The 24,641-nt window shown below is 59.1% G+C and carries 21 protein-coding genes and 1 pseudogene; 15 read left to right on the forward strand and 7 right to left on the reverse strand.

Annotated features, from left to right (window positions below):
- Window positions 1-48: 48 nt before the first annotated feature.
- Window positions 49-1,284, reverse strand: coding sequence for a glycosyltransferase family 4 protein (locus ATU_RS16455; protein WP_010973133.1), 1,236 nt, complete (start codon window positions 1,282-1,284; stop codon window positions 49-51).
- 495 nt (window positions 1,285-1,779) lie between these two features.
- Here ATU_RS16455 and ATU_RS16460 point away from each other — a divergent pair, with 495 nt between their 5' ends.
- The 7 genes from ATU_RS16460 (at window position 1,780) to ATU_RS16490 (ending at window position 10,744) form a co-directional block, all read left to right on the forward strand.
- The gene (locus ATU_RS16460; protein WP_010973134.1) at window positions 1,780-3,108 is read left to right on the forward strand and encodes a hypothetical protein; all 1,329 of its coding nucleotides are present in this window, start codon (window positions 1,780-1,782) and stop codon (window positions 3,106-3,108) included.
- 143 nt (window positions 3,109-3,251) lie between these two features.
- Complete coding sequence (locus ATU_RS16465) at window positions 3,252-3,752, forward strand: acyltransferase family protein (RefSeq protein WP_010973135.1); 501 nt, start codon at window positions 3,252-3,254, stop codon at window positions 3,750-3,752.
- Window positions 3,753-3,933: 181 nt separating this feature from the next.
- The gene (locus ATU_RS16470) at window positions 3,934-4,860 is read left to right on the forward strand and encodes a hypothetical protein (protein ID WP_010973136.1); all 927 of its coding nucleotides are present in this window, start codon (window positions 3,934-3,936) and stop codon (window positions 4,858-4,860) included.
- Window positions 4,861-4,991: 131 nt separating this feature from the next.
- On the forward strand, window positions 4,992-7,241 hold the full coding sequence (locus tag ATU_RS16475; protein WP_006315642.1) for a polysaccharide biosynthesis tyrosine autokinase: 2,250 nt from the start codon (window positions 4,992-4,994) through the stop codon (window positions 7,239-7,241).
- Entirely contained in the window at window positions 7,234-7,911 is a 678-nt protein-coding gene (locus ATU_RS16480; protein WP_162180329.1) for a hypothetical protein, read from the forward strand. Before ATU_RS16475 ends, ATU_RS16480 begins: the two co-directional genes overlap by 8 nt.
- 78 nt (window positions 7,912-7,989) lie before the next feature.
- Window positions 7,990-9,513, forward strand: coding sequence for an O-antigen ligase family protein (locus ATU_RS16485; RefSeq protein WP_035257312.1), 1,524 nt, complete (start codon window positions 7,990-7,992; stop codon window positions 9,511-9,513).
- A gap of 16 nt (window positions 9,514-9,529) precedes the next feature.
- A complete protein-coding gene (locus tag ATU_RS16490) occupies window positions 9,530-10,744 on the forward strand; it encodes a glycosyltransferase family 4 protein (RefSeq protein ID WP_010973139.1) in 1,215 nt (404 codons plus the stop codon).
- A gap of 54 nt (window positions 10,745-10,798) precedes the next feature.
- On the opposite strand, the gene ATU_RS16495 is transcribed toward ATU_RS16490, so the two are convergent.
- Both ATU_RS16495 and ATU_RS16500 read right to left on the reverse strand, forming a co-directional pair.
- A complete protein-coding gene (locus ATU_RS16495; protein ID WP_010973140.1) occupies window positions 10,799-11,893 on the reverse strand; it encodes a glycosyltransferase family 4 protein in 1,095 nt (364 codons plus the stop codon).
- Window positions 11,894-11,945: 52 nt separating this feature from the next.
- Window positions 11,946-13,094, reverse strand: coding sequence for a glycosyltransferase family 4 protein (locus tag ATU_RS16500; protein ID WP_010973141.1), 1,149 nt, complete (start codon window positions 13,092-13,094; stop codon window positions 11,946-11,948).
- A gap of 411 nt (window positions 13,095-13,505) precedes the next feature.
- On the opposite strand from ATU_RS16500, the gene ATU_RS16505 reads away from it, so the two are divergent.
- Both ATU_RS16505 and ATU_RS16510 read left to right on the forward strand, forming a co-directional pair.
- Window positions 13,506-13,934, forward strand: coding sequence for a hypothetical protein (locus ATU_RS16505; RefSeq protein ID WP_236762347.1), 429 nt, complete (start codon window positions 13,506-13,508; stop codon window positions 13,932-13,934).
- Window positions 13,853-14,335: pseudogene (locus ATU_RS16510) on the forward strand (O-antigen ligase domain-containing protein); the annotation flags it as partial. The gene ATU_RS16505 and the pseudogene ATU_RS16510, both read left to right, overlap by 82 nt.
- 54 nt (window positions 14,336-14,389) lie before the next feature.
- Here ATU_RS16510 and greA read toward each other — a convergent pair.
- Window positions 14,390-14,872 (reverse strand): transcription elongation factor GreA, encoded by a 483-nt coding sequence (gene greA, locus ATU_RS16515; protein ID WP_010973144.1) that lies wholly within the window; start codon window positions 14,870-14,872, stop codon window positions 14,390-14,392.
- 271 nt (window positions 14,873-15,143) lie between these two features.
- Here greA and eglC point away from each other — a divergent pair, with 271 nt between their 5' ends.
- A complete protein-coding gene (gene eglC, locus ATU_RS16520) occupies window positions 15,144-16,541 on the forward strand; it encodes an endo-1,3-1,4-beta-glycanase EglC (protein ID WP_010973145.1) in 1,398 nt (465 codons plus the stop codon).
- A 77-nt stretch (window positions 16,542-16,618) separates the two neighbouring features.
- On the opposite strand, the gene ATU_RS16525 is transcribed toward eglC, so the two are convergent.
- The 3 genes from ATU_RS16525 to ATU_RS16535 all read right to left on the reverse strand — a co-directional run bounded on the left by ATU_RS16525 (window position 16,619) and on the right by ATU_RS16535 (window position 18,976).
- Window positions 16,619-17,533, reverse strand: coding sequence for a TIM barrel protein (locus ATU_RS16525; RefSeq protein ID WP_035257308.1), 915 nt, complete (start codon window positions 17,531-17,533; stop codon window positions 16,619-16,621).
- 459 nt (window positions 17,534-17,992) lie between these two features.
- On the reverse strand, window positions 17,993-18,415 hold the full coding sequence (locus ATU_RS16530; protein ID WP_010973147.1) for a hypothetical protein: 423 nt from the start codon (window positions 18,413-18,415) through the stop codon (window positions 17,993-17,995).
- A 69-nt stretch (window positions 18,416-18,484) separates the two neighbouring features.
- Complete coding sequence (locus tag ATU_RS16535; protein WP_010973148.1) at window positions 18,485-18,976, reverse strand: hypothetical protein; 492 nt, start codon at window positions 18,974-18,976, stop codon at window positions 18,485-18,487.
- A gap of 172 nt (window positions 18,977-19,148) precedes the next feature.
- On the opposite strand from ATU_RS16535, the gene ATU_RS16540 reads away from it, so the two are divergent.
- The 5 genes from ATU_RS16540 to ATU_RS16560 are packed head-to-tail and all read left to right on the forward strand — an operon-like array spanning window position 19,149 to window position 24,633.
- A complete protein-coding gene (locus ATU_RS16540; RefSeq protein ID WP_035257302.1) occupies window positions 19,149-21,101 on the forward strand; it encodes a BTAD domain-containing putative transcriptional regulator in 1,953 nt (650 codons plus the stop codon).
- Window positions 21,102-21,109: 8 nt separating this feature from the next.
- Window positions 21,110-21,538: a hypothetical protein gene (locus ATU_RS16545; protein WP_010973150.1), complete on the forward strand. Its 429-nt coding sequence runs from the start codon at window positions 21,110-21,112 to the stop codon at window positions 21,536-21,538.
- A 37-nt stretch (window positions 21,539-21,575) separates the two neighbouring features.
- Window positions 21,576-22,772: a YcaO-like family protein gene (locus tag ATU_RS16550; RefSeq protein WP_010973151.1), complete on the forward strand. Its 1,197-nt coding sequence runs from the start codon at window positions 21,576-21,578 to the stop codon at window positions 22,770-22,772.
- Window positions 22,772-23,485, forward strand: a complete 714-nt coding sequence (locus tag ATU_RS16555) for a TfuA-like protein (RefSeq protein ID WP_010973152.1) — start codon at window positions 22,772-22,774, stop codon at window positions 23,483-23,485. The genes ATU_RS16550 and ATU_RS16555 overlap by 1 nt, the downstream gene beginning before the upstream one ends.
- Window positions 23,482-24,633: a hypothetical protein gene (locus ATU_RS16560; RefSeq protein ID WP_010973153.1), complete on the forward strand. Its 1,152-nt coding sequence runs from the start codon at window positions 23,482-23,484 to the stop codon at window positions 24,631-24,633. The genes ATU_RS16555 and ATU_RS16560 overlap by 4 nt, the downstream gene beginning before the upstream one ends.
- Window positions 24,634-24,641 lie beyond the last annotated feature (8 nt).

Here is a 24,641-nt window from a genome sequence, read left to right on the forward strand (position 1 = left end):
CTTTCTCCTTGGAAGAAACGCTTGCAATGGACCGGGTCCGTTGCCGGTCTAGGATGCGCGTAAGGTTCGGCCTTCCCTGCTTTTCGCCAGCACGTCCTCATAAAGTTTCACGTAATTTTCGCCGACGCGCCGCGAGGTCGATTCCTCAACGATGTTTCCGAAATCGGCCTCCGTCGGCAGCTCCTCGCGCGACAGCGTCAAAACCCGGCGGATACGGCCCGCGAGCTCGGCAACGTTGCCCGGTTCGAACAGCCAGTCATGGTTCGTCTCGCCGATCAGTTCGGGAATACCGCCCGAAGCCGCACCGATGACCGGCACGCCCATGGCATAGGCCTCGTAGATGGTGCGCGGCGAAGGCTCGGCCCAGAAGGACGGGACGATGAGCACATCGATCTCTTCGAAAAACTCCTTCGGCTTTGCCCAGCCGACGAATTCGATCGGCAGATCGCCGGCCTGAGCCGTGAAACGCTCGATGGAATCATCCATGGCGTGGCCGGCGACCAGACAGCGCCAGTTGCCGTGGCCGATTTCCTTGAAGGCATCGACCATGTTGCCGACGCCTTTTTCGGTGTTGATACGGCCGATGTAACCGAAGGTCAGCGGCCGGCCCGTCCGGTCGATCTGCCGGCGTGCGACAGGGTCGCCGCCGGGCACCGTGCAGGAATAAAAGATGACGCGGCGCAGGCTTTCCGGAATGTGATGGAAAAGCCCATGATTGACATGCGTCTTGAGGATTTCGGTGCCCACGCTTGCCACCGCGCTGATGGAACGCTGCGTGAATTTCTTGGAGAAATTCACCACCTGACAGCCGAGATGGATATGCTCGCAGGGCTTGCCGCCCTTGAACATGGCGGCATTGCCGCAGAGAAGATCATATTCGCAGATTGTATGAACAATCGGAATACCGCGCTTTTGCGCCGCCCGCCACACCAGCGTCGTCACATCCAGCAGCGAATGGGTATTGAGAACATCAGGCTTGAAATCGTCGAGAACGGCCTCGAACTGCTTTTCGACGTCGAAATTCCACTGCTGCTTGAGCTTCTGCATACGCCGCTGCTGCGGCGAATATTGCGGCCAGTCCTCAAGCCAGAAATCATTGTTATGGAACATGCGGTAAACGGTGACGCCATTGCGCACCGTTTTCGGCTCGGCCTGCCGCTCGATACAGGCGGCGCCGACCGTGTGGCCCATGGAAACGAGTTCCTCGGCGAGATGTTCGACCGAGCGTTCGCATCCACCAACGATATGCGGCGGATAAAGGCTGCTAAGATGGAGAATTCTCATGCGGATACGCTCTATTTTCCTTCATCGAAAATGTATGGCGTCCATCCCGGCTCGTTTGTCTCCCCGTAATGCTGGAGACCAGTGAGATATCCGTAAAAAATACAGGAACCGGAGCGGATCTAATGTTTGAAAATATGAATTACCAAAATCTACTTTTCAAAAAGCACGGGAACCGGCGGCATTTCAAGTGATTTTTTTCGCGGCGCGGTAAAAGTCGTGCGGTGTTGCGAAAAGAACCTCTCCCGTGTTACCGTTTTTAACAGTTTTAAATGTCGGCGAAGGGAAGCAATAGGCTTCATCATCGTCGATAATGCTATTCTGATCGATAATATTTATTTTATTTCAAAGACATGGATTTTGGAGCGTCTGCAGACCCCAGAAACATCAAGCACATTCTGATATCGACATGTGAGGTGGCGTCATTGCCATTGAGACGGCTATGTCGATCGGATGATGCCTGCCCCGTATTTTTTCCGTGCCAGCCGGGAGACGCCTATGAATGGAAAACAGCCGATCGACCTGGGCAGCCTGACACGGCGCAACCTGCTTTCAGCCGCCCCCCTTGCATTGGTCGCCGCCTCGGGTCTGCGGGCCGTTTCCGCGAGGGCCCAGACGGTTGCATCCGCCACCACCGACGCCTTTCTGAACAGTGTTGGCGTATGCGGCCACTTCACCCGCCCCAACGGGGTCTATACGGAACAGTTCGAACGGATCATGCCGGAGTTCGAAGCACTGGGCGTGCAGCATCTTCGGGATGACGGCCTTATTACGCCGAAAGACAAACGCAACAGTCCGGTCTTCCAGAGGCTGCGCCGGATCGTGGCATCGAATATTCGCCTCACCATCATCTGTTACGACAATCTCAACCCCTATGTCTCGACGCCGCTCGACAGGCTCGCGGATTTTTACGCGTGGTGTGACGGAGGGATCGATATTTTCGAGGGCAGCAATGAACCGAACCTGACGAAGGATCCGCAAAATGCCCCGCGCATTTCGGCAAAGCATCAGGCGGCCCTTTACAACGCCGTCCATTCGAATCCGCAACTCAGCGCAGTGCCCGTCGCAGCACCAAGCTATGTCTTGACGCACAGAGCACTGGCATTGGATCTGAAGGATGCCTGCGACTATGGCAATATTCATCCCTATGCCGGGATGGAACATCCCGAAACTACCGGTCCGGGTGCACTCTCCAAATCCATCGCCGCCTCGGCGCATATAGCGGCCGGCAAACCGGTGCTGGCCACGGAAATGGGCTACCATACCTCGCTGCAGACGAAGACCCTCCATTTTCCCGTTACCGAAGGCATCAAGGCGCGGTATATGCCGCGCATGCTGCTCTGGAGTTTCATCAGCGGCATCCGTCGGTCTTATATTTATGAACTGGTTTCAAGCTTCGCCGCCGATGCGACGAACCCGGAATCCTCCTTCGGCCTCCTGCGTCATGACCTGAGCCGCACCCCCGCTTATGAGGCCGTTCGTGGCCTTCTTTCGCTCTGCAAGGCAAACCGCCAGACCACATCTGTGGAACGAGAGGTTGCCTTTCTCGATGCCGACGCCCAAAGACTGTCCATGCCCCTCACGAGGCAGGATGGCGCTTTGCTCGTGCCGGTCTGGCTTGCCGTTTCAGGCTGGCAATGGCCCGCCCGGATCGAAAACCCGCCTGCGGAACGGGTTGCAGCATTTTCGGTGGCCGGCCAGCATAGCCGCGTTGTCGCACACCGCTTCCTTGATGACGGTTCGGTGAGCCAGCAGACGATTGCACCGGAGGGTGGACAATACCGGCTTTCTGTCAGCGATCAGCTCACGGTTCTGGAAGTTTTCTGAATGGTGCGGAGGAAATGCCGCATCGCAAATTGTGTGTATCGCGCCCCCCTGTGGCGTGTTAGCTCAACTGAATAATGAACTTCGGCTCCGCGAAAGCGGGTCCAATATATTACCAAATATATCTTTATTTTTATAGATTGACGATGATGAAAAACTTTACGAAAGCGCCCGCAACCGGGGCGCAGCGTCTTGATGTTCTTCAGGTAATGCGCGCCGTGGCGGCGGTCATGATTGTCGCGTTGCACGCCGATGTGAATTGGGAATTTACGCTTTTCCCGCTCCGCGCATTGCGGCTGGGTGGCGGCGTCGACCTGTTTTTCGTCATTTGCGGCTTTGTCATCGTTTATGCTTCGCGGCCTTATTTCGCCGCTGCCGGCGGCCGTTCCGCCTTTCTGCTGCGCCGGTTTCTCCGCATCGTTCCGCTTTATTGGTTTGTGCTGACCGTGCGACTTGCCATGGCCGCCGTCCCAACCATTATCGGCGCGAAAGCCTTCCCGCCGGAATGGAGCAACCTCGTCTATCTCGTCATCGTCATCAGCACGGTGGCCATCGCCCACGCATTCCACGTCTTCGTCGAAACACCGGCCAATCTCTGGCTTCGTGACAGACTGATAACATCACCACGAAAAGTCGCCGTGTCCTGAAGAACGCAAGACAGGCGCGGGGCGGGCCGTTAACAATAGCTGAGGGTTTCCGCCTCGGTCTTATTTTAGCGCTTGATCCTTTGCTTGCGCTGTGCGATTTAAAAAGAAATTTTAGATGTTGGATAACCATATTCAGCATTGGATGTATTTAAAGTCGTATTTTAAAGATTTGGAGAGTTGGATGCCCCGCATTCATAACGGCTCGATGCTCGTTGGTGCGATGTTCGTCGCAAGCCTTGGTGTTTTTTCCTCAGTCGCCAACGCACAGACCGTGGAAACCCTTCCGCCCGCCGCCCCGCAGCAGACACCTGCGGTGGAGAGCGCTGCTACAGGCGCACCCGTCACGGCAGCCGATGAATCAACCGCTGCATTTCTGGCCCGCGTCAACACCACCAATCCGGACGGCGTTTCCATCAGCGCTGCGGAACTGTTCAAGCAGTCTCCGACGCAGGCAATCGTCAAGGATCTCGTCACCATCGCGTCCAGCACGGATGCGGCAACGGCAGACGTCACCGGAAAAGTGACGAGCGGTTTTCCGATCATCGCCGTCTCCACCAGCGCGGCACAGTTCTCCGAACAGCTTTCCGCCCTGATCCTCAGTGATTCCGGCCAGCTGCCCACCGTCGTCGCACTGGCCCAGAAGGTCGGTAACAAGGACTTCTCCGAAGTTGTCGGCGAAGGCCTGGCGCTGGCGCATGCAACCGCGATGCGCAACGGCAACACGATCCTTGCAGCCGCCATCCAGCTGCAGACAAAAGGCCCCGGCGTGCCTTCCGATCTCCTCATTGCCTTCAGCGAGAATATCCAGGGAACGGCAGCCGGCCCGGCGGCAGCGGCCGCAGCGCCTGCAGCGGCATCGCCGATCGGCGGCGCCGGTTCCTCACCGGCCAGCGCCAACAGCATCGGCGGTTCGGGAACCGCGGGTACAGAAGGTGGCACCGCCCAGGCGGGTGGTGGCGCCGCCCCAGTAGGTGGCGGCGGTAGCGTTGGTGGAACGACCAGCGGTGGTGGCACATCCCCATCCACCACGACCAATAATTTCACTACAATCAATAACTTCTTCTCGACCGGCAATACCACCACGCCGGTCAGCACAAGTCCCGTTTGAGTTTGGCTTAGTTGCCTTTCCGAAAAGGGAAGGCTGCCACCCGTTCTGTGATGCAACCGTGACTTGGTGGGCCCTGCGCCCGCCGAAATGAGCGAGGCTGACAGTTGTTGCAAAGGCACGATCCCCTCACAATGTCCGATTATGATAAAAGCGGTCTCACGGCCGAGTTTATCGACATCGATGCCGCGCTTGCGATTATCCGCCGGCAGTGGCGCGTCGTGCTTGCCGCAATCGCGGTGGCCGGGGCAATCGGCCTCGCTTTTGCCGCAACAGCCGTTCCGATCTATTCGGCCACGGCCACCCTGTTGATCGACCGCAACAACAGCCAGATTGTCGAACAGCTTTCGACGATCGGCGGCGTTGTGGAGGACGAGGCCTCCATTCTCAGCCAGGTCGAGGTGCTGCAATCGGAAACCATCGGGCTTGCCGTCGTCGACAGTCTCAAACTCACGGAAAACCAGGAATTCAGGGCAACACGCGCCTCGCTTCTGAGCTCGATTTTCGGCACGATCCGCTCGCTCGTCAACGTATCGCAATGGTTCTCGCCGACGAAAAAAGAAGCTGTCATCGACGATGGAACGCTGAAGCGATCCCTGTCGGATCGCCTGCTCAACGACCTCAGCGTCAAGCGCATCGGCCGCACCTACGCGCTGGAACTCACCTATAACTCGACATCGCCGGTTCTAGCCGCGCAGATCGTCAATGCGGTGGCATCGGCCTATCTGCTGGATAAGCTGAATTCCAAATATGAAGCGACGCGGCGGGCCAGCGACTGGCTGTCCGACCGTATTGCCGAGTTGCGCCAGCGGGCACTCGATACCGATCTTGCCGTGCAGAAATTCCGGGCCGAACATAATCTGATCACGACCGGTAATAATGGCCTGCTTTCCGATCAGCAGCTGGCCGAATCCAACAGCGCCCTTATTCTGGCCCAGTCGGAAACGGCAAAGGCGCGGGCGCGGGTGCAGCGTATCGAGCACATTCTCGCAACCGACGATGTCGATGCTGTCGTTACCGATATTCTCGACAGTTCCGTCGCAAACGATCTGCGCAAGAAATACCTGGAATCCTCGAAGCTAGAGACGGAGATCACCAGACGGCTCGGCAGCAGCCATATTCAGGCCGTGCGACTGCGCAATGAAATGCAGGAATACCGGCGGTTGATGTTCCAGGAAATCAGCCGCATTGCACAGAGTTACAAAAGTGATCTCGAGGTTTCGGAGGCGAAGGAAAAATCGCTTGCCGAGAGCGTCGCCAAAGCAACCGATATCAGCAATTCCGCCAGCGAAACACAGGTTCAGATGCGCGAATTACAGCGCGAGGCTGAAACCTACAAGAACATGTATCAGACCTTCCTGCAGCGTTATCAGGAAGCGATGCAGCAGCAATCCTTCCCCGTGACGGAAGCGCGTGTGATTTCCAAGGCGATGCCGCCCTACATGCCAAGCAAACCAAACAAGCCAATGATTCTGGTTCTGTTTATGGTCATGGGCGCAGCGGCCGGCGGCGGCATCGCGATTTTCCGCGAATTCCGCGATCGGTTTTTCCGCACCGGCGACCAGGTTCGCGATGTGCTCGGGCTGGAGTTCCTCGGCAACACCCCGCTCATCCCGAACCAGCCCACGACAGAGGCTCAGGAAAACGGCCATCCCGGCCTGACGCGCCCCACCAGCGTCGCCCGATATGCGGTCGATCATCCGCTTTCCTCCTTTGCGGAAACGCTGCGCAGCACCAGACTGGCCATTGATCTCGGCATTCCCGCCAAGACCGGCGCGCGGATTGTCGGCGTTGTCTCGTCCTTGCCGAGCGAAGGAAAATCGACGATCTCGATCAATCTCGCCCAGTTGCTGGCCGGACAGGGTGCGCGGGTTCTGTTGCTGGATGCGGATATCCGCAATCCCGGCGCCACGCGCGCCATGGCGCGTCACGCCGCAGAAGGCCTGCTCGAAGTCTTGCTGGAAGGTCGCAGCGTGCAGGATGTGCTGCTTCGCGACGAAAAGACCTACCTTGCTTTCCTGCCCACGGTGGTCAAACAGCGCGTGCCTCATTCCTCCGAACTTTTGACTTCGGCGCAAATGCACAAGCTGCTGGCCGAAGCGAGCAGCGCTTTCGACTACATCATCGTCGACCTGCCGCCGCTCGGGCCGGTGGTGGATGCCCGTGCGATGGCGGGACGGATTGACGGTTTCATCTTCGTCACGGAATGGGGCAAAACCGCACGCAGGGCGGTACGCAACACCGTGGAGAACGAGGTCCACATCCGCAAGAAATGTCTCGGCGTCATCCTCAACAAGGTGGACACCGAAAAGCTGAAGCTCTATCGTGCCTATGGTTCCAGCGAATATTATCATTCGCGCTACACGCGATATTACCATGACTAGGCGTGACGGCGTGATGCGCCTGCGGAAAGTCCTCGCGGTCGTGCCAGTGCTCGTCATTTCCGTTTTTGTGCTGTCCGTCGCGGCTGAGGCATTTTCGCAAAGCCGGCGCTTCTCCGACATTGTCGCAATGGCGAAAATCGCCGATGACAATAACGGCCTCGCACCGGCTCTCCTTGCCGCAACGGTCCCTAAACTCAGCTCTGTCGTCACAGAAAAAATCTGCCGGTCGGATATCGTCAAGGCCGGGCTGCGGCTCATCCTCGCCGATCTCGATGCAAATGGTGCCGATCCAGCATCTGCTTCCGGCATGGCGCGGGTCGATTTTGCCGAGACCTTTATTCGCCATTCACTTTTTTGCCTGCCCGCAAATGGCGATGTCTGGCTGCGTCTTGCCATGGTCCGCTCCCTGCGCAACGCCTCGCCCATGGAAGTCGCCGTACTGATGAATTTTTCTCAGCTTTATGGACCCGCCGATGCCAATCTCATCCGCGGACGTTTCGTGATGTGGCAAAAATTTCAGAGGGATGCATTGCCCCAGGCCGTAGCGGCGCGCGATGCGGACACGGCCGTCGTCTGCGGCAAGGAAGGGGAAATCCTGCGATGGACCCTCGCCGCTGTCTGCCCGAAGCCGCCGCCGAGCGGCACGAAACGCCCGGCGACGCTGCCATGATCCCACACGGTGAAAGGGCAAAGCTCCGCCCCTCTTTGGGGTTCAGCCACCACCAAATGTACCGGTAAAGCCGCCAGAATGTCGCTCAACGAAGCCAGATCAGAACCTGTCTTTTCCTCGCAGCCGCAATCGATGGCATTTCAGAACTATGCCCGGTCGGTCGCGATCGTCTCATTCTGGGCAATTTTTCTGCTGGCGCTGCTCAATCAGGGTGCCACGGACATCGAAAGCCGCATCGTTGTCACGGCTGCCATCTATCTGCTGCTGGTACCGGCGATCCTTATGTTCGGACCGCCCAAGGCCGGTGCGGGCAAGGTGCTTCTTGCCGCCTGCTTTCTGTTGGGCGCGCTCATCGTGCAGATGCTGCTGCAAACATCGTCCATGCCGGCAATGGCGCGTCCCAACCCGGCCTGGTCAACCGCCGCCATGTTCACGCAGATTGCGCCAGCCGCAACCATCTCGCTCACACCCGCGGATGACTGGCTCGGCCTCATGAGCGCAGCCCTGCCCTTCGGCGCCTTCATGACCGGCCTGGTGATTTTCAACACCGATGAACGCGCCGCCCAAACCCTGCGATGGTTCGCAATCGCCGGCGGCTGGCTGGCGCTGTTTTCAATCGTGCAATTCGCGCTTTTTCCCGACGCGCTCGGCTTCATCCAGAAACGCTTCTATCTCGGGAGCCTGACCGGTCTCTTCGTCAACCGCAATACCGCCGCGACCTTCTTCGGCCTCATCCTTCTTACCCTCGCCACGCTGCTGCACAAAAGCCTTCTGGCGCCAGACTGGGCAATGGTGAAAGCACTCGTCGCCAATCGCCTGACCGTGCCGGCCGATCAGAAAAAACTGATACGCAAGTCGGTCTTTATCGGTGTACTCGCCGGCTTCTCCTTCATCGCTTTGATGCTGACGGGATCGCGTGCGGGCATAGCTTCCAGCCTCGCCGCACTGATTTTCCTGATCCTTTTGACCGTTTTCAATTCTGCTCCGAAAACCGGTCGCAACGGCGCCTCCAGCCGGCGCAAGCAGCGCGGGTCGAGACGTCGCGCCGCGCTCGTGATCGCTGTTGCCATCGCCCTGTTCGCGCTTTTCGCCAATCGGGTGGCAATACGCATGGAAACGCGTTTGGAAGACGACATGCGCTTCTGCTACATGCCCGGCATCGCGCGCGCCATCACCGACAATTGGCCGCTGGGATCAGGTCTTTCGAGCTTCGCCGAAATCTATGCCCCCTATCATGCCGCGCGATGTGGCGTGGACGCCGTCGTCACCCATGCCCACAATGTCTACGCCGAGGGCCTTTTGACGCTGGGCGCCGCTTTTCCGTTCTACGTGGCTTTTTTCGTGCTGGTCCAACTCACAATTTTCATTCGCGGGACCCGCAAGCGCAGGAATTATCGTTACGCATCTCATCTCGGCCTTGCGGCGCTGCTGCTTGTCCTGCTGCATTCGATCCTTGATTTTTCGCTGCAGATCCCCGGCTTCGCCATGGCTTACGCGGTTTTTCTCGCCCCCGTCATCACACTTTGCCTGAACCCGCCCGGGGTGGAGCGCGACGCGCGCAAAAGGCAGAGGCAATCTTCAGCCGTCGTGATTTCAGAATGAGCGCAGGAATTTGAGCATGCGGATATTGCAGATAACCTCGCTGTTTTCTCCGGACCGGGTGGGCGGTGCGGAAATATTCGTGGAAGACCTTGCGCGTGGGCTTGCCGATAAAGGTCACACCGTCGCGGTAGCCGCCATCTCCCGTGAACAACAGATGCCGGAACAACGCGATGGTTTTGCCATTCATCGCCTCGGGCATACCACACCGTTCTTTATCGGCGACTGGCGCCAGCAACCGGAATGGAAACGAAAATATTACAAAATCGCCGTGCAACTGGACCCACGCCTCGTTCGCCGGCTTGCGCGCGTCATCGATGAGTTGCAGCCGGATGTGGTCAATACCCATTCGCTGTCGGAACTGACACCGTTGATCTGGCCGATGATCCGCAAGCGCGGCATTCCCCTCGTCCACTCGCTGCATGATTTCACCAGCATGTGCACCAATGGTTCGCTGTTTCATGACGGGCATATCTGTGATGGCAGCAGCAAAAAATGCCGTGCCTTTTCCTATCTCCACCGGCGTTGCCAATGTTCGGTCGACGCCGTCGCCGGCGTTGGTCGCGATATCGTCGAGCGCCATGTGCGGGCCGGGTTTTTCACCCATGTACCTGAGAGCCGCCGTACCGTGATCTGGAACGCGATTTCACCGCCGGACGCGCCAAAACCGTGCACTGCCCGCGCGCCAGGCGCGCCAGTAGCGCCGCTGGTCTTCGGTTATCTGGGACGTATCGAGGCGGCGAAAGGAGCGGACCTGTTGATCGAGGCTTTACGGTTCCTGCCTTCACAAGGCTGGCGACTGGTCATGGCGGGCCGGGCGCCCGATGGTATCGAAGCTTATCAGCAAAAAACAGCCGGCCTCCCGGTCGAGTTTCCGGGTTATGTCGAGGCTAACAATTTCTTCGCCGGCATCGACTGCCTTATTGTCCCGCCTTTGTGGCCGGAAGCCTTCGGCCGCACCGTCGCCGAAGCCATTCTGCGCGGCGTGCCCGTCATCGGCGCCAATCTCGCCGGTGTTGCCGAACAGATCGGCCCGGAAAGACAGGAACGTCTTTTCGCACCGGGCAATGCCGCCGAACTCGCCGCACGCATGGCGGAAGCGATGCGCAATCCTGCCATGCTCACCGAAACGCCTGAAACGCGGGAACGAATTCGTCAGGGCGTCGCGCCCGAAGTAGTCGTCGCAGCTTACGAAAAGCTCTATTCGGATGTGCGCAGTAGCACTCAACCATAGGCCGGGTGCTGGGCCAGGAAGCTGCCTCTTCCTCTCCAACCGGAATCCCAATCGTCAGGCCTCAGTCTGAAAAAGCCGTGCATAGCTTTCGGCCGCTTTCTGCCACGAATATAATTTGCGGTTTTCATAACCCGCCTGGCGAAGCTTCCCTGCCAGTTCGGGATTTTCCAAAAGTCGTTCGAGGGCCGCAACAAGGCTTTGGGCGTCGGTTGGATCGAACGTCAGCGCCCCCTCGCCGGCGATCTCCGGTGTGGCGGAGCGATTGGAGCACACGACCGGGCATCCAAGTTGCTGCGCCTCCAGCACCGGCAGGCAGAACCCTTCATAGGTGGAAGGGACGCAAAGGCAGGCGGCGTGGCGGTAAAGTTCGGCCAGTTGGCGGTCGTCTATGCCCGAAAGCCGGATCAGCCGGTCCTTCAGGTCCGGATCAACCAGCATGCCAGCGATTTCCTCCGCCTCGTCACGACCTACATGCACGATATGCAGGTCCGGCCATTTTTTGCCGATCATGGCAAAGGCTTTGCCGAGGAGAGCGAAATTCTTGTTCGACGTCGCGTTTCCGACCGCCAATATGTAGCGACCGGCAATGGGGGAGGCCGTATCGACAGGATCGGGATCGACACTCAAAGTGCTGTCGGAATGAATGGTGAGGCTTTTGGTAGCAGCAGCGGGATAAAAGCGCGCCAGATCTTTCCGCGTCGCCTCGGACACGCAGACGACCCGGTTCGAGCCGGCCATCATCAGCCTGAAGATGAAATCGGTCGTCAGGGTCGCCCGCCAGCCAATCTGCTCCGGAATGGTCTTGAAATAGAGATCATGAACGAGGGTGAGGCGCCGTTTGCCGCCCAGAGGACTTCCAAATGGATCGACATTAAACAGCACATCGATGCCATGCCGGCGGCACAGCACAGGCAGCATGGCGGCCTGACGCAGCACGTCAAAAACCATGATGCGCGGCCGCGGCGTCTCCATAAGCTCCAGCCGGCTGTCACGCAGGCTTTCCGGCAGCTGCTCCCTTGTCCATGGCGAGCGCAGAATATAGTCGTCGCCCGTCTGCTCAAGCAGCCGCTCCAGCAGGCTGAAGGTCACGCGCGCCACACCGGAGGCCTTGCCGCCATATTGGCTCGGCATGTTTACGAGAATGCGCATTCTGGCCCTTCCGCCTGCCGGCATTGGCTACTTCTCTCAATCAGGGGCGAGACTACGCGGCCTCTGTCAGCAATGCGGAGACGGATCGGCACGTCTCTTGCAACGAGAAACGGTCACTCACATCCTCCCGCCCGCTTTGTCCCAGCCTTTGCGCCAGAGCAGGATCAGACAGGATCGTACCAAGTGCCGCCGCCAGCGCCGATGCATCCCCCGGCGGCACGAGAAGACCCGTTTCTCCGTCACGAATGATTTCAGTAACCCCGCCGCCACGCGTGGCGACGACGGGCCGCCCGCACATCATCGCCTCGACAACCACCCGGCCGAAGGGTTCGGCAACGATCGAGGTATGGGCAACCACATCCATCGACGCCATTAGTTCCGGCACATCCGAACGGAAACCAAGGAAGCGGACGCGGCCATCCAGCCCCAGACGCGACGCCTGTTCGCGAATGCGCGCCTCGTAGGCTTCCTGTCCGAAAAGGGCACCACCGACGATGACGGCCTGCACACCCTCCATCGCGGCAAGAGCATCCAGAAACACATGCTGCCCCTTCCATTCGCTCAAACGGCCAAACAGGCCGACAAGCGGCTGCGGACCAAGGCCAAGCTCCGCTCGCAGCCGGGCAGCCATGCCAGCGTCGTGAAGTTTTGCTTTTGCAGGGTCGAAGCCGTTGTAAACGATGCGAACCTTATCCGCCTCGCCGCCGGCCTCGATAAACGCCCGGCCCGTTTCCTCAGAATTGACCGCCACCAGCCTGGCAAAAATGCGCGCAAATGCCAGCGAAGCCCGGCGGTTGGTGGCGCTGAAAGCCGTATCGGTGACGATGTCATGCAATATCCACACGAGCGGCCGACGGCTAAGCTTCGCCGCCAGAGCACAGACAAAAAGCGCCTTTTGCGAATTGGCGCAGATCACATCAAAATGTTTCGCTTCCCGGCTCAATTGCCAGGCAACCGCCATCACATCAGCCGCTCCGCGCGCCAGCGCGCCGAAGGACGAGTTACGGCGGATCGACAGCATCTTCTCTCCGGCCGACAACATCACCGGCGGCCGCCCCGCCTCCGCCAGATCTTCCGCGGTGGCACCGCCACTGAGAAAACAGGCACGCCAGGAATGCGGTCCAGCCTTGACGAGGTCCGCCAGGAAAAGCTCGGCACCGCCCTTCTCTCCGGTATGGCTGACAAAAAGAGCCGACGTCATCGCATTTCCCCTGCCGAATGCAGCCGCGCGCGGTGACTCTGCCCTGGATTGCGGGAATGAGAGGCCACCCCGTAACAAGAAATCACCCGGCGGGGAGCGGCGAAAATATTTTCAACGGAAACCGCACGAAATTGCACGTCGCTAGATAAAAACACCCGCATTCAGACCTTTATTCATAATAAAATTCAATACAACAAATATAAAAGTCAAATATTCTATTTTTATATTTACGCCAAAACCCGATAACACTCAGCTGCGATCAGTTTCTTTACTGTTCGGCGTTTCGCTGCCTGTGTCTTTTCCCCGCCCTTCGAGACCGGCTTATCCTGCGGCCAGACCAGGAGAACGAACGATGACACCGCTCAAAGACAACTTATGCATATATATGGCGCGAACGGAAGAGGTGATGGCATGATCGGTGTAACGCTCGGTATCCGCCCGCAGAGCATCGGCATCACCGGCTTCGGCCTCGGCACTTTCTCCCTTGCGCGTCCTGCTGACGGCCGGTCGGACGCCACGATCTTCGTGAACGGCGACAGCATCGCTCATGCCGAAGCGGGACCGTTTCAGCAATTTGCCATGATGCTCGGCGATCTGCACGATGCGAAGGTGGTACTATACCGCTGGGCGGAGTGGGAGACGAACGCCGATGCCGGGCCGAAGGCCTATGCGGATCCAGTCACCCTGCGCACCGGCAAGGGAGCAACGCTGACGCTCTATCTCGCAACGCTGCCCGGCGGCATGGCGGGCTATATGGCAATAGCAGCAACAACCTGCATGAGCGGTGGGAGACGATCACTGGCGGTTTTCAGGGCATGTTCCAGCATCCTTTGGGCATAGGATTTACCGCTCGATATGAAGAGCTTGTACGTATCGCAAAGATCGGCACCCCCCATAACGGCTTCATGGCCACTGCCTACGCTTCCGGCCTGGGATTTTGCGTGATGAGCGCCTTTGCGCTGTTTTATGCAATTTTCCGGAAACGCAAGGTCGGCTTTTTCGTCTATTCGGCAATCGGGATCATCATCGGCTATCAGTTCGAGGAGCTGAATTTCAATCCCGTCTTCATGGCCCATGTGGGACTTGCCCTCGCCTATGCCGCCATCGATCTGGACTTCAGGCTTTTCCTGAAAAACACGATGATGCGGATGCTGGGAACGGTCTATGACGATCGTGACCGAGAGGAAAAAGGCATCATAGGTAATCCGGGTCTGGATGCCTTATTGTCCGATGGCAGATAACGGCGGAAAGACTCTCAGGTTTGTGGGCGTCTTATGCTCATTCCGGCACAGGCGTCAGGCAACGTCGATGATTTCGATCTCCCTGCCGGCCAGGCTGACCACGTCCCCGATCGTTTTCCCCATCAGCACCCTTGCGACCGGTGAGACATAGGACATCGTGCCCGCAGCAGGATCGGCCTCATCCTCGCCGACGATCCGGAACCGTTGCGTTCGACCATCATCACGACTGAAGGTCACCAGGCTACCGAAGGCGACGACGCCATCCGCCTGCGGATCAGGCATCAGTTGCGCCGTGCGCACCCGCTCCGCGAAATATCGCATGTCCCGCAGGGGACTGGCCGAGAGGCGCCGTCTTTCATTGATGTCTTCGATGGCATTGGCCGCCTCGCAGGCTTGCCTCGCCAGCTGCAATTGCTGTTCCAGCGCCTTCAGCCCGGCCTGCGTCACCAGATTGAGATGAGGCGAGATCACCCGATCCGGCAGAACGGTTTCGGCTGCGGTTTCCGCACTGTCTTCCTTGGTAAAGGCTACGCTCAATTTTGACACTCCACTGCCGAGATGCCGCGCGGGCATCTTCCGATCCAATCTTGCCATCGCCCACAGGGGCACGGCAAGACCACGCCGTTGGTTCAAAAACGGACATGTAACAGGCGGAACCGGCTGATGACAACGCGCCCGTTCAACAGCGCGATGCAACCAATAGGAAACATACCCCTCATAATTCGGCCTAACGAGAGGCTTTTTGCCCTGTTAGGGTGTGAAGCAGGGAGGAGTGAGGACACCAACGCGAACGGACAGGAGACGGTTCATGGCCCGCACAGTAGTGAATGCGCTTGGAGACACACTCTATTACAGCGGCAGTTCCACCGGATTTTTCTCCGCCACGGGTTCCGGACCCCTGCTTGGCGGCACTACCGGCAATGATTCCATGTGGGGCGACAGTTCCGTAAACGTGACGATGGCGGGCGGCACCGGCGACGATATTTATTATCTCTATTCCAGCATCAATCGCGCCGTCGAAAACGCCGGTGAAGGCATCGACACCATCGATACCTGGATGAGCTATACCCTGCCCGAGAATTTCGAAAACCTGCGGGTAACGGGCGACGGGCGTTATGCCTTCGGCAATTCGCTCGACAATATCATCACCGGCGGATCGGGCAGCCAAACGATCGACGGCGGGGCCGGCAACGATGTGCTGATCGGCGGCGGCGGTGCAGACACCTTCGTTTTCACGAGCGGTAACGGCACGGATCTCATCATGGATTTCAGCGCCAATGACACGATCCGCCTCAATGGTTACGGCGTCACGTCTTTCGATCAGCTTGTCAATAACGCCACACAGCAGGGCAACGACCTCTGGCTTAATTTTTCGAATGGCGAAGCCGTCGTTCTTGCCGGGACCACCGTGGACGATCTTCAGGCCGATCAGTTCGAACTCAGCCTCGACAGATCGTCATTTACCCAGACCTTTGCCGATGAATTCGACGCGCTGTCGCTGCGCAGCGGCGGTCAGGGTATCTGGGATGCCAAATATTGGTGGGCGCCGGAAAAGGGAAGTTCGCTGACGGCTAATGGCGAGGCGCAATGGTACATCAACCCCGCTTATGCCGGCACGACGGAGGTCAATCCGTTCAGCGTTCAAAACGGCGTCCTGACAATCACCGCCGCGGAAACCGCGCAGTCGATCGCCGATGAAGTCGAGGGTTACGACTATACGTCCGGCATGCTGAACACCTATTCCTCCTTCAGCCAGACCTATGGTTATTTTGAAATTCGCGCCGATATGCCGACCGACCGGGGTGCCTGGCCGGCCTTCTGGCTCCTGCCGGAGGACGGATCCTGGCCGCCGGAACTCGATGTCATCGAGATGCGCGGCCAGAATCCCAACACGCTCATCATGTCTACCCATTCCAATGCCACCGGCGAGCAGACATCGGTCATCAACAATGTCAGCGTGCCGAATACGGAGGGGTTTCACACCTACGGTGTCTTATGGGATGCTGAACATATCACCTGGTATTTCGACGATGTCGCCGTCGCCCAGACGGAGACGCCTGACGATATGCATGACCCCATGTATATGGTCGTCAACCTGGCCGTCGGCGGAATGGCAGGAACACCATCGGCCAGCGACTTCAGCGACGGCTCACAGATGATGATCGATTACATCAGGGCCTATTCGCTCTCCGACTGGGCGGCATGACTTAAAACACCGGCAATCGTACTTGACTGCCGGTGTTCACATATCAACCCGTCGCGACTAGGCCCTGTGAGAGTGCATCACTCGGCCGCGAGCTGGGTGCGTGTGGCATTCAGCGACATCAGATGCCGCGCCGTTTCGAGGCTTGCCGGCTGCTCGGCACGGTAACGGCGGCCGATTTCCATCATCAGCACGGTATCCGGCAGGAAAGTGAGTTCGGAGAAAATGTCTTGCCAGTCTATATCGCCCCAGCCGAGCGGCATATGCAGGTCGCCGATGCCCAACGCCGTGCTCTCCTGCGGGAAATAGGGCTCATAAAAGCCCTGCGGGCGGCCGAAGGAATCATGCACATGCAGGTGACCGGCAACCGGCGCCATGGCGCGAAGCTCGGCACGGAAGTCGAGGCCACGATAGGTGGATTCGAGATAGGCATGGCTGAAATCGATCAGCGCCACGACATTGTCGTGACCGAGAGCCTTCACCGTAGCAGCCACCTCGGTGGGCGTCTGGCGATATTGGCCGGGTTCGGTGGAGAAGATGTTTTCAAGTGCAATACGCACGCCATAGGGCTTGCAGAATTCCGCCAGTTCGAAAAGCGCTTCCCGCTCACGGGCATCGGCATCGGCCCGTTCGGCAATCTGGTCGGCACGCAGCGCGCCGCTATGCTGAACGAGGATACCCGCACCGATACGATCGCAGAGAACGGCGAGCGCCTTGGCGGCATCGATCTGGTAACGACATGTCACCGGATCCATGAAATTGGACGACACCAGACCATGCACGGTGTAGCGGAAGCCAAACTGCTTTGCCAGCGCCACGAAACGCTCGGCGCGCTCCTCGATGATGCGGCCGCCGGCGATCAGGTCGAGGCTTGTCACCGCAATCTCAACGGTATCGCAGCCGATATCGGCAAGCGCGTGCAGATCGCTTTCGAGTGTGGTCAGTTCGCCGTCGTCCGAGCCGGCATTGAAGCCGGTACCTATAAGATTGCTCACGTCGTCATCTCCAGGGCTAAAAAGGTCATACGGGGCCGTGCGACAGCGCAACGCGTCGTGCCGCATGGAAACAGGTCCGGCCGGTCGATTTGACGTCGTCTATGCCGACCGACGCGATGTCGTCAGAAAAGTCCACGGTCGTCGCCGCTCGGTGGAAAGCGACGGGAACATGGTGGTCGGTTTGCGTTGAAACCGATCATTCAATTAAGTTTCTTCATTTACAGCTTTATGACATTTCCGGGCGTGATGAGCGGGATCTCCGCGAATAGACACGCGGCGTCATCGGGAAAGAGCGCGCAAGAGACTGTTGGGAAAGGCTGAAACCGGTGCCCGGTTCATGAAGCGGCACCTGTGGCCGCGAACGCTGTAAATCTGGGATAACCAGGCGCCCGCCCGGTGTGGCGGCGGTTGCCCTGAGCGATCAGCGGACTGAAGACAGCGGTCTTCGGGCGAAAGCCATCAACCGAGATTATGGACCATGAAATAGATCAGCCAGCAATGTGCGATGGCCAATATCGCCCACGCCCATTTTGCGACCCTAATATCGGCATCGACAACCGTATTTCGTATCTCGAGCCTGCCCGGCGCAGCCTCCTCGAGCCGATCATCCAAAGTGGAAGGTGGCGGCGTCTGGGAAATCGGCTCACTGACAACGTAAAGCCTGTCGTTGCGCGGAAGTGGACGCGACACATCCTCAACGCTCTCCGCATCGGAAAGCGCACTGTCGCCGGAAGCACAGCCCACCGCCACAAGTTGCGGTGATATCCCCCTGTTACGCACATTACCTCTATTGGGCATCATAATGTTCCACACAATAAAAATAAAAAAATTCAGGTGACATCCGGTAATGCCGCGCTTTACCGGGCATGCTGCGATATGCACGACCCCCGCCGCGTCAATCGCCCCTCTTTCTCCACGCCTTGCGCCCCTTGCGGCAAAGCGTCCCCACGATCATGGAGCCAGCTTTTCCGACAGGCCACGCCCGCCTGCGTAAGGTTTTGCCTCACGCTGGATCAGGAAGACGGACTTTTCCACCGGTAGCGGCTCGAGCGTCCGATAACGCTGAAACCGCCTGGAATATTCAAACCGGATGAGCCTGTCGTCGAACTTCCCCGCCAGAACGCGATAGCCGTTGACGAATTCATTCAGGATTTCCAGTTCTTCTCCCCACACCCAGCCGCCGTAAGACGTCCCTTCATTCGACCGCAGCACGATCTCGAAAAAATGCCCGCCTGCCACCAGCGGCATGCGAAAGAGAATATCGAGATTATCCTCGTCTTCCTCGTCGCCTTTTTCCACCGATAGTCTGGCATGGGCGACCTTCGCATGAACAAGCGCCGAAACCGGATAAAAAGGCCGGCCCTTGAACCACATGAATTCACTGACCGCATAACCGACATCGTCGGCACGCTGATAAGGTTCGGTACGCGGCTCAAACGCCATGTAGCTTCCGTTAAACGCGATCACTGTCGAAAATTCCCGATGCCTGCCCGCCGCATATCCGCTGTTTTCCGCCCGTCATTCATTCTTCTGTTTCCGACAATAGACAGGCCGCGTCACACCAACGTCAAATGGAACGCTATGATGACTTTCAATTTCCCGAGCACATTGTTAGATGATGTTTCATGAGGGGACGAACGTGGCTGGGAACGCTGAACTGATACCGATCCGGCTATTTGGCACCCCGCGCTGTGAAGCGGTGCGGGACGCATTTTTTCCGTCCAAGGGCTTTGCCCTCACCGCTGCCCTCATCCTTGCGCCGAACCAGTCGCTTTCCCGCCAGTACGCCGCATCGCTGCTGTGGGAAAATGTCGAGCAGAAACGGGCGCTTGGCAATTTGCGGCAGCTCATCCTGCGCCTGCAGAAACTTCCCAGTGAGGATGATGCCATCCTTCTGACCGAAGGGAACGATCTAAAGGCAGGAGCACTGGCGCAGCGCACCGATCTTGCCATCTTCCTGGCTGGCGCAAGAGCCGAAGACCCGATGCGGCGGCTCAATGCCCTGCTCGAATTCGGCGGTGATCTGCTGGAGGGGCTGGAGGCCGGACAGGATCATCTCTACCTGTGGCTGCTTTCGGAACGCCGCCGCCTCAAGGACCTGTTCTTTTCGAGCTACACCCAGCTTCTGGAAGAATTGACGCGGTTTGGGCGTGCGAGTTCCAACGACATCGCCAGACTGGCCGAATGCGCCTGCAAGATCGAACCGGAGCGTGAGGAAACTTACCGCGCCGCCATGGCAGCCTATGCACGCGTGGGCAACATCAGCGCCTGCGAAGGCATGTATCAGCTTTTGATGGAACAGCTTCGCCAGGAGGACCGCTCGCCTGAAGCGGAAACCGTGGCTCTGAAACGGCGGATACAGAGCCTCGCCGCGACGATAGCGGGCCCGGTGGAGCCGGAAGAGGGCAGCCGCCGACAAGTACTGGCAAAACCGCGTGTCGCATTCGTTCGCCCGGCCCGGGTCGACGGGCAGCCGGTCCCAACGGTCATACATGCCTTTGTCGAGGATGTTGCCAACAGCCTCGTCCGATACCGCACCTTCACCGTGCTTTCGCCGCACAGCACCTTTGCGCTGGCCCATGACCGGGTAGACGACAGTTACGCCATGCTGCGGGCGGATTACCGCATCATCTCCACGGTCTTCGACGACAGCCGCATGTCCGTTGCGCTGATCGAGGATGCGAGCGGCGAAATCGTCTGGTCGCTGGAGGCGGTGCTGACAGAGCGGCATATCCACGCCGCCTTCCGGCTGCTCTCCAAACAGGTGGCGGCAGCACTTGCCCGCGAAATCGAGCGGCTGCAGGTGGAGCCCGACCGTAACCACAGCGGCGAAGCCTACCGGCAATTGCTGGAGGGGCAGCAGCTTCTGCGCGGCAAATGCGACCTGCCGCTTCTAAGGAGAGCACGCTCCCTGTTCCGCAAGGCGGTCGATCTCGACCACAGCCTGGCGGTCGCCCGCGCCCGGGTGGCGCAGAGCCTGCAGCTGGAATGGCTGATGCTGGGGGGCAATGACCCCCACCTGCTGCATCGCGCCAAGGCGGAGGCCGATGCCTCCGTCGAGATCGATCCGGCACTTGGCGTCGGGCACTGGATGTGCGCCGTCGTGGCGCTTTACCAGCGGGATTTCGACATATCCGCCGAAAAATTCTTCGAGGCGGAGGCGCTGGCGCCCAACTCCGCCGATCTTCTCCTGCAGCACGCCGATGCGCTCGCCCATTTTGGCGATGCGGAAATTGCCTGGGACAAGTTTCAGCAGGCCATCAACCTCAATCCGCTGGCCCCGGACATCTATTGGTGGGCCGGTGCCAGCATCGCCTTCAAACGTCAGGATTACGGCACGGCGGTGGAACTGTGCGGGCGGATGGAAAATGACGAACCGGCGCTGCGCGTTCTGACCGCAAGCCACGCCCTGCATGGCGATTTGCTCGCCGCCCGCGAAAGCGGCAGCAGGCTTCAGGAAAACTATCCGGGTATGACGGCAAGGGAGATCAGCAGCCTGTCTCCGGACCGAGACCCGATAGCGAATGAACGATTCTATCACGCACTTCGATTAGCCGGGATCAAATAGGAGATATTATGTCCTCGCATTTCTTCATTGTCGGAAAAAAGGGTTTTGGCGTTCTTTTCATTCGCACGGCGCCGCTTCGGGTTGCGTCCGTATCGCATGAAACGATTGCCGCTTATGAAGCCAGCCATCCAGGCGTGGACGGTTACGCCCGCGTGGCTGCCGCCGCAAAGTCTATGCTCGTTCGCCAGGACGGCGAGCCGGAAACGGAACTGGATCAGGTGCAGATTCAGGGCATCGAAGCCCTCGTCGCCGGCGGCGCCGTGGTTTCCGAAGCCGATTTCGCCTTCATCGGCGAAGTGGTCGATGCCGGCTGGGACTTCAACCGCATGGTGCAGGCACCGATCGAAGCGGCTCTGAAGGCTGTCGGCCCGGCGGGTTCCGTCACCGGCGAACTATTCGACGCCATCCTTGCCGACGACAGCAACACGGCGCGCTGATGACGGCCCTCTTGTCTTGACCGGCGCCAATGCTCCAATGTCAGCGACCACGGCATCAGGGCAAGCAGACGCCTCATTTTTCGATCCCGGACTGCTTCGGCGGTTCGGGATTACACGCGTCGGCGATGTGACCGGCCTCGATATTATCGGTATCCCGGTCTGGTTCGCGGCCCGGCCCAATTCGCGCGGTCTCTCCGTCTCGCAGGGCAAGGGGCTTTTTGCCGACCAGGCCCGGCTATCGGCGATCATGGAAGCGATCGAAGGCGCGGTTGCCGAAGAAACCCGCAGGCATGTCACCGCTTTCGGCTCCATCGAGGAGATGCGGAACAAAGGCGTTCCGCTCATTCCCTTCGAAACCGTTGGCCGGATCGATCCGGACGCTCTCGATCTGCGCAAGGAACGCGCCTGGGTGAAGGGAACCTCCATTCGCCAACAACAGGAGGTCTTTGCCCCTTACGAACTCATCGGCATGGACTTCCGTGCGGAGTTCCCATGGGACCGGCAGGCCTTCCGCATGAGCTCGCAAGGGCTCGCTGCCGGGTTCGAGCAGGATCATGCGGTTCTCCATGCCCTGCTCGAACTCATTGAAAACGACGCCAGCTTTCTCGTCGATACGTTCGAAACGCGCGCCATAACGCCGCAACCGTTTCTCCTTTCGGCAGGAATGGACTCGCTCCTCGATGATCTCATTCAACATCTTTCGAATATCGGCCTGCCGCCCTCCTTCTTCGATCTGACAAATGCGCTTGGCGTGCCGGTGGTGATGGCGAGCCTGCCCCGCTCGCTTCAGGCTGAGGACGGTCCGGCCACCCGCAGCGCCGCGGGTGCGGCCTGCCGCCCGAACACCCACGCCGCCGCCATGGCCGCGCTGCTGGAGGCGATCCAGTCGCGGCTGACCGATATCAGCGGCGCTAGGGACGACCTCTCCCCGCTGCGCTATCAACGCGACCTGTCAACATCGGGCCCCACGGCCTCCCGTGCGCAGCCGTTGCGGCAGATGCCAGCCGATCTCAATTTTCCAGAAAGCGATCTATCTCTGCCGCCATGGCGCCAGCTGGCGGAGCACCTTTTCGCCCGCGGTATCGAGGATATCCATGTCTTTCCGCTGGAAACGGAGGTCTCTGGCCTGCATGTTGTCAGGATTCTGGCCAGCGGCCTCGCCCCGGCCGGCGGCGGCCTGCAACACATCTCGCCACGCACGCTCGATCACCTTTTAAATCTTGGAGGTACCTGATGCAGCCGGTGGTTTTTGCAGGACCGTCCATCCACGGCATTGCAGATGAACATCTCTCCGGCCTCGATCGTCGCGGACCGGCGGCCTGCGGTGATATTTTCGATGCGGTGCGGCAAGGTGCGCGGACGATCGGGCTGATCGACGGTCTCTACGGCGATTGCGCCGCCGTATGGCACAAGGAAATCCTGTTTGCATTGTCGAGCGGTATCGCGGTTTTCGGCGCCGCCAGCATGGGGGCGCTGAGGGCGGCGGAATGTGAAGCCTTCGGCATGATCGGCATAGGCGATATCTTCGAAGCCTATCGCGACAGCCACCGTGTTTCCGATGCTGACGTGGCGGTGAGCCACGCGCCCGGCGAACTCGGCTATCGCCCGCTGACGATCGCTTTGGTCGATGCCGAGGCCACGCTCGCCGCCTGCGGTGATGCCATCACCCCCGAAGAATACGACGCGCTCGCCTCTGCCGCGCGCACCCTGCATTTTACCCGCAGGACCTGGCGCGCCGTCGCCGCTGAAGCGGGTCTCGGCCCCCCAACGGCAAATCTGCTCGCCGCCAACGCGGTATCCACCAAACGAAACGATGCAGCCAGACTTCTGGCGGCGCTCAAGGGGGAGCCGTTGCCATCCCCGGTGCCGCAATCGTGGAAACTGCAGAACACCCTGTTTTTCCAGCAATTGGCTGCACGGCGGGTAGCGGGAGAAGAAGCGTCTTGACCATCGCCGGTTCCCCGCCACTGGTGCCCGATTGCGGCGGTTTGATCCGCACGGTCGCGCTGGCATTGCCGGCCGCTTTTTTTGCTAGAAGCGGGGTAGAGGACACCGTTTCGCCGCTCGTCCCAATCGGTAACCTGCTCTCGGCCCTGCCTTCTGATATCATTGCCATTCTTGTGATCGATAGCGCCTCTCTTGCCTCGGCACGAAACTGGCTCTCCAGCCTGCCAATCCGCTGCATCTCCGAACTTGTGCCCCTCTCTGGAAACGACAACGTCATCCCGCATCCGTGGATACAGGACATGTTCCATGTGCGGGCAAGCGATCGCGGACGGGGAACTGCACCGGAACTTGTCCTGGCGGCGGAAAATGGGGTCGGCCCCGGTCTGGCCGAGCATCTCGGAGCGGCAGTCACGCATTCGGATGTAACCCTGGCTGGCGGCAACCAGCTTATTGGCGCGGATTTTCGGCTGGTGGGCCATTCCAGCCTTGTTGAAAACAGCGGGATCGGAAGGACGACGGCCGTCTCCGCATATCGGCGACGGAAAATTGAGGCTCTCGACGGCAGAAGCGTGCACAGTTTCGGATATCGGCCGCAAGACCTCGGCAATGTCCCTTTCGATCTTCTGGCGATACCGGTCGACCCCGCAGCACTCGAGGGAAAGATGCACCAGTGCGGTTTCCACGTTGATCAGTTCGTTTCCGTTACCGGTCTCGAATACGGTGGCCGTCCGCTCCTGCTCGTCGCCGATCCTGTCGCGCATGGTGGATGTAATGTCCGTGTTGCAACCGAGCTGAAACGAAAACTGGACGCCTCGGCCCTCTCGCTTGCACGGCAGGGTTTTGCGATTGAACGCAACCCCATTCCGGTTGCGCCTGCTATCGATACCAATAAATGCCTGCCCAGACTTTACAACAATGTCGTTCTTGAAAATGTCACACGTTCCGGTCAGAAACGGCCATTCGTCTGGATTCCGCATTTCTGCGATACTGAAACGCTTGAGGAGTTCGATACGGTGAACCGGAAAATCTGGGACGGGCTGGGCTTTCAGCCTATTGGCGTAGCCGGATGGAGCCACCTTTCAAGCCGCAACGGCGCGTTGCGCTGTGCAATAAAGATCGTCGATCGCGATTCAGACACAAGATTATGAATGGAAAA

The sequence above is a fragment of the Agrobacterium fabrum str. C58 genome, assembly GCF_000092025.1.
Classification (GTDB): domain Bacteria; phylum Pseudomonadota; class Alphaproteobacteria; order Rhizobiales; family Rhizobiaceae; genus Agrobacterium; species Agrobacterium fabrum.